Source organism: Paenibacillus sp. FA6 (genome assembly GCF_051550225.1).
Taxonomy (GTDB): Bacteria; Bacillota; Bacilli; order Paenibacillales; family Paenibacillaceae; genus Paenibacillus_AQ.
Window position 1 is genome coordinate 4882577 of sequence record NZ_CP188820.1, and the last position, 11362, is coordinate 4893938.

Annotated in this window: 12 protein-coding genes; all 12 read right to left on the reverse strand. The window is 44.2% G+C overall.

Translation table 11 applies throughout. The annotated features are described in order from the left end of the window. Positions 1–11 precede the first annotated feature (11 nt). On the reverse strand, positions 12–959 hold the full coding sequence (locus ACP8HI_RS22195; protein WP_438348297.1) for a serine/threonine protein kinase: 948 nt from the start codon (positions 957–959) through the stop codon (positions 12–14). After that, positions 943–1683: a hypothetical protein gene (locus ACP8HI_RS22200; RefSeq protein ID WP_438348298.1), complete on the reverse strand. Its 741-nt coding sequence runs from the start codon at positions 1681–1683 to the stop codon at positions 943–945. Before ACP8HI_RS22200 ends, ACP8HI_RS22195 begins: the two co-directional genes overlap by 17 nt. A 113-nt stretch (positions 1684–1796) precedes the next feature. Next, positions 1797–4310, reverse strand: a complete 2514-nt coding sequence (spoIIE, locus tag ACP8HI_RS22205) for a stage II sporulation protein E (RefSeq protein ID WP_438351945.1) — start codon at positions 4308–4310, stop codon at positions 1797–1799. Positions 4311–4645: 335 nt separating this feature from the next. Further along, entirely contained in the window at positions 4646–5179 is a 534-nt protein-coding gene (locus tag ACP8HI_RS22210; RefSeq protein ID WP_438348299.1) for a S1 domain-containing RNA-binding protein, read from the reverse strand. 123 nt (positions 5180–5302) lie between these two features. Then, positions 5303–5638: an FtsB family cell division protein gene (locus tag ACP8HI_RS22215; RefSeq protein ID WP_438348300.1), complete on the reverse strand. Its 336-nt coding sequence runs from the start codon at positions 5636–5638 to the stop codon at positions 5303–5305. Between the two features lie 13 nt (positions 5639–5651). Continuing rightward, on the reverse strand, positions 5652–6221 hold the full coding sequence (gene yabQ, locus ACP8HI_RS22220) for a spore cortex biosynthesis protein YabQ (protein WP_438348301.1): 570 nt from the start codon (positions 6219–6221) through the stop codon (positions 5652–5654). Continuing rightward, on the reverse strand, positions 6218–6502 hold the full coding sequence (gene yabP / locus ACP8HI_RS22225) for a sporulation protein YabP (protein ID WP_438348302.1): 285 nt from the start codon (positions 6500–6502) through the stop codon (positions 6218–6220). The genes yabQ and yabP overlap by 4 nt, the downstream gene beginning before the upstream one ends. 123 nt (positions 6503–6625) lie before the next feature. Beyond that, positions 6626–6904, reverse strand: a complete 279-nt coding sequence (locus tag ACP8HI_RS22230; protein ID WP_438348303.1) for an RNA-binding S4 domain-containing protein — start codon at positions 6902–6904, stop codon at positions 6626–6628. A gap of 2 nt (positions 6905–6906) precedes the next feature. Beyond that, a complete protein-coding gene (locus ACP8HI_RS22235; protein ID WP_438348304.1) occupies positions 6907–7179 on the reverse strand; it encodes an HU family DNA-binding protein in 273 nt (90 codons plus the stop codon). Positions 7180–7334: 155 nt separating this feature from the next. After that, positions 7335–8849 carry a nucleoside triphosphate pyrophosphohydrolase gene (mazG, locus tag ACP8HI_RS22240; protein WP_438348305.1) on the reverse strand — a complete coding sequence of 505 codons (1515 nt, stop codon included), beginning with the start codon at positions 8847–8849 and terminating at the stop codon, positions 7335–7337. Between the two features lie 52 nt (positions 8850–8901). Continuing rightward, positions 8902–10644, reverse strand: coding sequence for a putative polysaccharide biosynthesis protein (locus tag ACP8HI_RS22245; RefSeq protein ID WP_438348306.1), 1743 nt, complete (start codon positions 10642–10644; stop codon positions 8902–8904). 138 nt (positions 10645–10782) lie between these two features. Continuing rightward, on the reverse strand, positions 10783–11325 hold the full coding sequence (gene spoVT, locus ACP8HI_RS22250) for a stage V sporulation protein T (RefSeq protein ID WP_438351946.1): 543 nt from the start codon (positions 11323–11325) through the stop codon (positions 10783–10785). Between the last annotated feature and the right edge of the window lie 37 nt (positions 11326–11362).

The window sequence follows — 11362 nt, forward strand, 5'->3', positions numbered from 1 at the left end:
CCATAATAACTTTATAACCAAACCGCCAAATAAACGACACCACATAACAACAAGATCGACAAGGTAAATGCAATCCTTAACCAGCGTGGTGTCTTGATTATGGGGCTACTAAGGGAGACGGGTTTATATATCTGTTGCCTCCAACATTTCCAAGCTTGATCGGACCCTTCAAATTCGCCGCGAATAGCCTTCGTCAACCATGCCGCGTAAGGCTTAAGCCTATGACTACGCTGAACAAGTGACAATAGATCAGACATGCTACGAGTCTGTGGAAGATGCTGTGACGATGTTGCCTTCAGTGAGTCCTCATGAAGTAAATGAATGCAAAGAACTGCAAAGGAAAATAGATCATAGCCTTCATCGCTAATTCGAGTACCGGCATTCCAGTATCCCCGATCATACCATTCCGTAAATTGCTTCACGCTACGACCTATGGAACTTACACCACCATAATCAATGAGCTCGACTTCTCCATACTCCGATACCATCACATTCTCAGGTTTCAGGTCTCCGAACACAAATCCTAATTGGTGTAGATCATGAAGCTTCGCTAAGAGCCTCAGACCAACTATTCCTACCCACTCTTTCCCGCGCTTTCGTATAAACCAATGTAAGGGGCTTCCCTCTACATATCGCATCACATAAAAAGGAATGTCGCGTTTCTGCACTGGATAATCATCCACTTCTAGTAAATAGGGACGATGTGCAATACCCTCTTTTTTATCCTTCTTTTTCCGCTCTGCCTGCAATGAAGTCAGAACATTCACTTCTGATTGTAGCTCCAGTGTATCATTACCCATCTTTAGCGCATAATACTCCCGATGACCTACCTTTTGAACCAGATAAACGGTTCCATTCGCGCCACTTCCGAGTACACGCTGGATTACAAAGCGGCTACTCCGCCATTTCCCCGCGATGATCGTACCGGGTGAGTATTCGGCATTAGACGACTTTGCCACCGAGTATCCCTTCTCCCTCATCGGAATTTTCCCGCCATGTTTGATGTTTGTCTAGTGTACCATATCGAAAGAAATCAATCACCTTCATGATCGCAGGCCCCGTAGGTGTAGCACCCTTCATTTGAATTCGGTTGAACAATGACTTTAGGTTAGCATGATCTGTTGTCCAATTCACATTCATAATAGCATCCTCTTCACTGTGCCTTCCCGGATAATGAAATACAGCTAACTCACTAATTCCTTCCCTAGCCTGTAAACTCAACATCAAATCTCGAATCGCTTCTTCCACAGCGGATAGCTTCGGCTTCATGCTTGCACTAGCATCAATAAGTAAGGCTACTTGAAGTGCCGTAGTCTCTGTCAGTTCATCCACGACCTCAACCACCTGTGAACGACGCTGTGGCGGTAAGTCTTCAATCGTTGAATCCCCTAGAATATGTTTCAATTCTCTATTAACTGCTTGTTGAATCGTCTGTACCACCGTCTTACGAGTCATCATTTGCATCGTCTGAGCTAATTTCTGAGTCCCAACAATACGACTAATTCCTCCGCCCGCTTTGGCAATCTCCGAAATTTCCAGACTACCAAGTTCCCCGATGGTTCCGTAATCTATGACTCCTACAACATTTACAGTAATCCCATCTTCTAGAGCATGTGCCGCCGCTAGAATAGGGCTTACCCCCATATTTGAACATCCATCTGTAATTAGCAAAATTTGTTTCATAATCCATCACCCTCCCAATGGTTATATCCTTCTCTCTATCATTTCCAACAATGAGAGATTTCAAACCAAGGTTTCAAAGCGATGCGATACTATTCTGGGCTACTACGTCATAACTAGCTTACTGTGCGTGGTCGTTCCAGCCGTTCCAATCCTGGAACATGTAGTGTTGCCCACTCTGGTTGATAGCGCTCTACTTTACCTACAACGACGGTCATGTCATCCATAATTTGATTCTGCTGATAACGAATCACTTTCTCTAACAAACATTCTGCAATATATTGAGGGTCATTGCTCTCAATCTCTTGAATAATTCTCTTCATCCAGATTTCCTTATTCACCGCATAGCCCGGAGCATCATATAGACCGTCTGTCATCATAATGAGAATATCGCCAGCTTGAAGTTGTATCGTAACTAGATCCACTTCAATTTCCTGAATAATACCAATTGGAAGATTACTTGCAGAGACAAGAATAACCTCCTGCCCTCTTTTAATAAAACTTGGAGTTGAACCAATCTTCATAAATGTCGTCTCCGCTGTGAATTGATCAATCAATGCCATGTCCACCGTAGCATATATTTCATCAGGTGATCGAAGTAGTAAGATAGAATTAACAGATTTGATCGCTAACTTCTCATCCATTCCCGATTGCAGAAGCTGCTCCAATATATTAAGGGCTGAACTACTCTCTTGGCGCGCACGTTCTCCGTTGCCCATGCCATCACTTAAAGCGACTGCAAAAGTGCCATTGCCCATTTCCACTGTGCTAAAGCTGTCCCCTGAGAATACATCCCCACCTTTGGCTGCGCCCGCAACCCCGGTTGTTATTTCAAATGCTTTGGCTGAGCCGAATACAACTGTCGCTAGTCCATCGCGAGTAGTAGAGGCTGTCTCCTGCACTACAGCAATATGTTCATCTAGAATATTGGAGAGAAGCGGAGCAATGATTTTGCGACACTCGTCATACCCTCTCATATAGGCATGAACAATCTCAATCTCCACATGCCCTGAGTCAAGATTGATAATATCGATCCCATGAATAGACAACCCCATCTTCTCCAGCGCTTCCCTAATTTCTTCTTCCTGCTTATACATAGCTTGCCCTTCACGCTTGATTTCTCGGGCCAGATCATCCATGACCTGAGATACACCAGATAATTGTTCTGCTACTAGATGCCTGCTATCGTATATTTGGCGTTTCCACTGCATATCATTTTGATAGAGCTGGTACTGTTTCTTCATGACTTCAAGAACATCACCCGTCTTGTGACATACCCGATTCCATTCAGATGGCAACTTGTCAGGAGAAAGATTGGGTTGATCCTCTATTGCACTCATCATATCTGTCATATATTTATACGTCTGATAAAACTTTGTATCCCAACAGTGTTGGTTCTTAAAGCATCCCGCACACGTTCCCTCTGAGACAGCATTCATGAAATGATCCATCTCTTCTGTACGCTTGCTGACTTCCGATGCACCTGAAATCTGACCAAAGCTTTGAGATAACTGTCTAAACACCTGTGAGAATTGTGTAACCCGGTCTGCCGTCAAATCACGTACTCGCTTTGCATATTCATGTTGGGACTTCGTATGATCCTGCGTTCCAGGTATATATTTAGAAATCATGCCAATAACGATTTTGGGCGTCATCATAAAGAGGATAATAGCTGCACAAGTCTCCCAGGTAGAAGTCATCACACTCTCTGGTCCTATGAAATAAATCGAAAGAATGGATGAACCTAATAGCATTCCAATAGCCACCATAGCTCGATGTCCTTCACGTAACATACCAGCAAGCATACCGGAGAATGCGAGCAGGCTCATCTGATAAATGGCTGAAACATCGGCCAAACTGAGAATAAGACCTGTAATGACACCAACAGAAGCCCCTAACGATGCCCCACCTACGAAAGCAAACAACAGAATCAGATAACGAGAAAGAATATGCTCGATCGATAATGAATAGATGCTCCAACCTACCGCTCCCGTCATAACAGATGCTAATAAAATAATTAAGCAGAGAACTTCCTCATTTTTCAGCTGGTAGTTTTTATTGCGATAAGTAAATACCGGAATGGCTTGAATAAATACCATCGTGAGCACGAAGCTCAATACAGCATCCAATGTCATCATGAGTAGCGTATACCATGTTAGCGATGGCCCTAACAGAACGTAGAATACATTAACGCAGAAAGTACATACAAATACCATCAGAGGCGCATACGATAATTCGGCATGTTCAAAAGATTCAAGTCCCTTATGAATAAGATAAAAAATGAACATTTCTGCTGCAATCAACAACGGTACGGGAAATGGCGCGAATAAACTACCTGCAATGATTGCGACTGTAACGATCGGAAGATAATCTCTCCTTATGAATGCAATGACAGCAAAGAATGCTAATGCAAAAGGGGAGAGCTCGTCCAATATCATCGCCTTTCCCAATAGGAACCCCATGAGTGTCAGCAATAGCATCCACTTCTTCGTTGCAATAAAATAACCCAGTCGTCGAATAACACGCCCCTGTGTCATCCGTGTCATCCAAGGTTCGGCTTGATAAGCTGACTTCGATCTTTCAGCCGCGTGAACACCAGGAAAGTTTACTATGTTTCTCTTTTCCAAAATTGTGACACCACCCTTATAAAGTTTGTTGATATCATTATAAAGTGGTCTTCACGAGAAAGTTTGTCAGAACAGCGGACAGGCCTTTAAGAAATTTCCGACAAAAAAGCCTTGCCCGCGGAATGTCGGGGATATGCCTCAATCGCCTAGCGCATAGCGCTTTAAATCTGCCATAGTCATCCTCAACTGGTTACGAATAGTGAGCAAACCCCCATTTTAGACTAGCGATAGAACATGAGATTACTGGAAATCAGTTGGAAGATGTCGCTAATTTATTCTAGGCGACAAAAAAACCGTAGAGGCTTTGGCCTACTACGGTTATCTTATATTATTTACAATTACACGCGCTTAGCGCCACGTCCACCACGCTTGGATTCCGTGTTCTTCTTAATAGACGATGCCCGTTCTTCACTATCCTTTAGGAAGCGTGACACTTTATCCTCGAATGTAGCTTTGTTAACTGGAGGCTTAAATGAACGCCCGCCACGATCGCGATCGCCACCGCGATTGAAACCACCGCCACCTTCTCTGCCGCCGCCACCGCCAAATCGTTCTCCACCGCCGCCGCCTTCTCTGCCGCCAGTACTACCGCTACGTTCAGGTCTTGGACTTCTTGCTGGTCTAGATTCAACTGGCTTGTCAACAGTTTGTTTGATGGATAGTCCGATCTTACCGTCCTTGTCGACATTGATTACCTTTACGGTCACAACATCATGTATCTTCAAATGATCGTTGACGTCTTTAACGTAATTGTCAGCGATTTCTGAAATATGAACGAGACCCGTGACACCTCCTGACAGATCCACAAATGCTCCAAAATGCGTTATGCCTGTCACTTTTCCCTCTAACTTAGTGCCTACTTCGATTGCCATAGAATAAAATGATCCTCCCTTAAAAATATACAGCAAAATTTATAAATCTTGGCTGTGGTGATTTGATTATACATAATGCGCAAAGTAAGGTCAATATAGTAATGACCTACATTATCGCTTATATTACGGGCTTGATACATCCGGACGAATCGGGGTTTCTTCAGGTCTATATAGACCATAATCCTTACGCGCCAGTTGCCCGATATATTCAGGGTCTTGTAATCGATTAACTTCATATTCTAATTGTAATACAGACTGGTCTGATTCGGCCTGAGTGCGTTCTTTCTTCACCAACTCCATATTAATATCAGCTATCTGTGATCTCTGATTCATAAGAGTATAGCCTGCCCAACCCAGAAAAAAAATCATAAAGCACATCCATATGACCAAACGTCTGCGCCCGCCTGCATATTTAGTTGACTGTTGACTTCTTGATGTCTGCGAGGCATATTTGCTCATGAATGAACCCTCCTTATGACCAACGACTCCATAATTTAACACATATCCCCTTTACCTTCTTCATCCAAGGTTGATTATTCAGCCTTGATATTACAGGTAAAGCCACCCACTTTAGCAGTCTCCAGAATGGATATAAACATCGTAATAGAATGCCCAGAATGAACATCAATAATGTCCCTATCACACGCAAGATTGTTACGACTATACGATATATCGTTCTGATGGGTATCCATACGAGGACTATGATTAATCGTTGCAGTGTATACAATACAAACTGAATTACCTTTATTAACATTACCACAAAACGCTGTGTTGTAACACTTAAGATTAAAAAATAGCTCCAAATCCCTAGAAATAACCCAATAAACGCATAAAAACGTAGCTCTCCCTGGTTGCTAATATGGAGCATTCGAAAAACGAAGACAGCCATCCCACACCAATATATTATATCCAATACATGGATTATCCATTTGGGAAAGCGGAACTGGTTGGACAACACCCGGTAGCTGTCATAGGCCAGTCCCATCATTGCCCCTGAGAATAACATCCAGAACATTGTTATCCACTGAGCATAGGGATTCATTTAAATAGTTTGCCTAGCATTCCTTTATTTTTACTATGGTGGGATCCGGGTTCCAAGTACACAAGGGAATGCACGAGCCCATCGATGGAGAGCAAACCATTCTCTAGGCTTAGATTCTTGATATGTAAATTCTGACCCTTAATCGTCAAGTGACCCAGCTCGGTCTGCAATATAAACTGCTCGCTGTCAAAACTCTCCACATTCTGAACGCCTGTCATATGAATCTGCCTACGGTTCTGCATTTGGAGATCATGACCCTTAGCTTTACCTTGTTCAATCATAGCATGTACCCCTCCTTATACAGATAGCTTATGGCAAGCGTTATCGCATTAGAACTTCGGATCATAAGAAAGAGCGCCCTCTTCACTTAAGAAGAGAACGCTCCGTTATCACTTTTAAATCTATTACCAATCTAGAGTGTTATCTCTAGCAATTGGTTCTTCCTTAATCAAGGTGTAGAGGGTTGCAGCCTCTTCTTTACGAGTACTCTCGGCAAGCCTTTCAACTCGAACCGTGACCAGCTTCTGGCCAAATTGGACAGTAATCTCATCGCCCACTTTTACCGCGCTGCTAGGTTTAGACTCCCGACCATTGATGAGGACCCGACCTTGTTCCGAAATATCCTTTGCTACCGTACGCCGTTTGATTAACCTTGAAACTTTCAGGAATTTATCAATTCTCATACTTATTTTACGGCTTCTTTAAGTTTATTACCTGCTTTGAATGCTGGAACAGTGGATTCCGCTATTTCAATCGCAACACCTGTTTGTGGATTACGTCCCGTACGTCCTGCACGTTTGCGAGTTTCAAATGTTCCGAACCCGATCAATTGTACTTTATCTCCACCTGCTAATGCATCTGTAACCTCACTTAAAAAGCTGTTTAGTACGGATTCAACATCTTTTTTAGTTAAACCGCTTTTGTCAGAAATGTTGTTAATAAGGTCAGTCTTGTTCATTATTCATTACCTCCTAAAGATATCATAAAGAATTTGTTAAACACCCGTTTGGGGTCATTCATCTACAAAACCGTACTCACATTCGGAATTGCACTATATGGGTATTCTTGATTAAGTCTCATATTCCTGCTTTAACGCTGTAGTTTTTTATATTTTCAGTTCGGATTTTGCAACTTATTGACGTTTTGTGTCTTAGCCATAACCCATATTTCTTCCATTTCTGCAAGTGTGCTGTCTTCAATAGATCTTCCCTGTTCTTGTAAATATGCCTCGATAAAATGAAATCGTTGCGTGAATTTCTGATTGGTCTTCGATAGCGCCGCCTCTGGATCCGTGTGAATAAACCGAGCTGCATTCGAAACAGCAAACAACAAATCACCAAGTTCCAGTACTTGCTCTTCTTGACTTTTTCCCTGCTCAATAGCTTCTCGTAACTCGGCTAACTCTTCTTCAATCTTGGCAAAGACACCGTCAATGTGATCCCAATCGAAGCCTACTTTTGCTGCCTTTTTCTGTAGCTTGTACGCCTTCATCAAAGCGGGTAAATCACGTGGTATTCCATCCAGTACAGATACCTTCCCCGGTTCTAATCCTTTGCTTAGCTTCTCCTCCGCTTTCATCTTTTCCCAATTGTTCAGGGCGGATTCGGCATCTTGTGCGATAACATCTCCAAATACATGTGGGTGTCTGAAGATTAACTTATCATTAATACCCTGAATAACATCATACACGTTAAAGGTTCCGTTCTCCTCCTCCATTTGAGAATGAAGCAGGATTTGCAACAGCAGGTCCCCTAGCTCCTCTTGCATATGCTCCGGATCATCCTCATCAATGGTCTCTAGCACTTCATAGGTCTCTTCAATAAGGTTCTTGCGTATGGAGTCATGGGTTTGCTCCTGATCCCAAGGGCATCCCCCCGGACCTCGAAGGATACCAACAATTTCATGCAGTCGTTCAAATGTACGTTGTCGAAGCTGATCCTCATCACTTTTAGGCACATACACGAGAGAAAGATTACCGAATCCTTCTACGCGATCCAATTCATATAACGGCACATGTAGAATGCTCTCCTGTCCCTCTACGCCTAGAGCATGACCCACGATGACCATATAATCATCCGGATAGACCTCCATGAGACTTAGCTTCACCTCAGAAGCCGTAAAGCTATCATAGACTTGTCCAATTAAAGTATGTAACTGCGGCTGTATAAGTATACTGTTGAGTCCTACAGCATCCAATAACTGAAAGCCTTCAATCGGATCGAAACCCAGTCTTGTAAAAGCTTCATCCAAGAAACTCTCCCCACCTAGCACTTGGATCGTAATTCCATGCTCGGGGCAACGTTCACGAAGCAGTTGTACTGTAGACTCTGCTACCATAGGGTGACCTGGAACGGCATAAACGATCTCTGTCCCTGCTTCACCTTCAAGAGCCATGCCGATCAATCGATTGGCAATGGTATCATACACCTCGGGAAAAGAATCATGGGTTTCATATACTTCATCAAAAGATTGAAGCGACACATTCCATTCTTCAAGCGCTGAGATGACAGGATGTTCCTTCGTTCTCACATATACACTGGAAGCATTCTGTAATATTTTCATAATCCCTACTGTGAGCCTATCGGAGTTTCCTGATCCTAAACCTACAACCGTTAATATGGAGCTCATCACTCGTCCCCCGCTCTATCATCATTTTATTATTTATTGTAACTTCCATTGCCTAACGCATGATGTGTAGTTGTTTGAGTAGCTTTGCTAGCCTATGACCAATCTTCGGTAGCATACGAAGCTCTTCTTCGCTGATCAACTTCGTAAGCGCGATGAGCACGACGAACACGATTGCACCTGCCACGACTCCGCTAAGTCCTTCGATCGTGGCAACAAGCCGCCCCGAATGGAGCCCAAGTGTTGCCAGCGTTGCACCAGCCGCCCACTGAGCGCTGCCTGCGGCGCTGGCTAGGCCGGCAAGCACAATCGCCGGCTTAACCAGTACAGCACCGGCGCCAAGGCGCAAATCGGTGCTCCGGGCAAGCAGCGCAACATTAAGCGCTGCAGCCAGGGCGTGCGCTGCCACGCCAGCGATCGCGGCGCCAGTAATGCCAAGGCTTGGCACCAGCAGCAGATTGAGCAGCGTCTTCGCTACAGCGCCGACGAGCAGATGAACGGCAGGCGCCTTCACGACGCCGATGCCTTGCAGGAGCGCCGCAGAGATCAAGCTCACCGTGCTGAAGACCGCCGTAAAGGCGATCCAGCGCATGGTTTCCGTGCCCGCGGCATCCTGATACAACATCATATTGATCGGTGTGGCCAGCACACATAGACCAACGGACGCCGCAAGCCCGATAAGCCAGAACCAACGAAGGGATAGGCGAATCTGATTCTTCACAAGCATGCTATCCCCTCGAAATCTTGCCTCGGCTAGCGCTGGGATGAATAATACAGAGAGTGAGGTCGCAAGCATCGTCACCAGTTGGACCAGTGGAATACCGCGATTGTAGACTCCGAACTGAACCATCGCTCCTGCCTCACTAAATCCATCTGATTTGAGTAGGCGGGGAAGCGTAAATGTATCGACTAAGTTCATTAATGGGATAGCCAAGGAAGCTAAGCAAATAGGAATAGCGTACACTATCATTCTCTTCAGGAGGCTCCAAGAGCTTTCTACCCTCAAAGATGTCAGGGAAGGCGCTGTCCCCCTAACTATAATGCGTGATCTCGACTTTGTTGTTGCTGCGAGCTCCACTGCTGCTGTCGCTGTTGTTGCTACCGTTCCTGTTGCCGTCGCTACTTCCAGAGACGATGTCTTCCTTGCCTTTGTAACATACCTTCGCCAGTATACCAGCATGACTAGAAACCCCGCAGCCCCGCCTGCAGCCGAACCAAATAGCGCCCCTGCCGCAATGGTCTCTGGCCCTGCTTGACTTGCAGTCATATACAGTAGGAGCAGAATCATTACACTCACACGTACACTCTGTTCCACAATCTGTGAAACGGCCGTAGGAACCATATCCTGATGCCCTTGAAAGAATCCTCGTAACAATGACATCATGGGTACAAACAAAAAAGCTAATGAAACATACCTAATAGCAAGAACCACATGAGAATTGTCAATGAGGCGCGCAATCATAGGAGCACCCATATATGTACAGATTCCGAGTGTAATACCGAGCGAACCAATCAGTAATGAGGATAGACGAAGCACTCTCCTGCTTTCCCCAACGTTCCCAGCGGCTTCATTCTCTGCTACGAATTTAGAAATAGCGATCGGGAATCCAGCCATAGCGATGGTAATCACTAGAGAATAGAACGGGTAAATGGTGTTATAAATACCAAACACCGCATCCCCGCCTATATTCTGTAAAGGAATCTTCTGCAACGTGCCAATTAGCTTCGAGAGAATGCTGGCTATCGTTAGAATAAACGCTCCGTGTAAAATTCTAGAAGCTGTATTGCTTTCCCGCATCGGTTCTTCCCTACTTTATGTCGTTATTTGGAGATGATTTACTCTATTATAACTGAAAGTAGCGATACGCAAAAACTCCCGTATCTCTGTTCCGTAAAAAGGAACGAAGGATAACGGGAATTGGATGGTTCAGATATTCTATTGTTCCATTTGTTTGCCTAAGAAAGACGCAGCTGTCTCAGCCATCTTAACTTCCATCTGTGCCATCTTCACGGATTCATCTTTATTCATAAGAATGACGGACCCGATTGGATCACCACCGGATATAATCGGTGCAACGACATAGGATGAAAGTGTCTCCTGGTAGTCCTTACCGATTTCATAGTTACCTTGATTGGTTTCCAGTAATGTCTTGCGATTATCCATACAATTCTCAATAAGTATCCCAATTTGTTTATCTAGATACTCCTTCTTCGAGCCTCCAGCTACAGTAATAAACGTATCCCGATCAGAGATAATCGTAATATGACCTGTCCCTTCAAACAATGACTCAGCATACTCCTTTGCAAAATTGCCAAGTTCACTAATGGGAGAGTATTTCTTTAATATTACTTCACCATCACGGTCAACAAAAATTTCAAGCGGATCTCCTTCACGGATTCGCAGTGTGCGTCTAATTTCTTTTGGAATAACAACTCTGCCTAGGTCATCAATACGACGTACAATTCCAGTAGCTTTCATTTCACATGTTGCCCCACTTTCATAAGATGATAGTTCA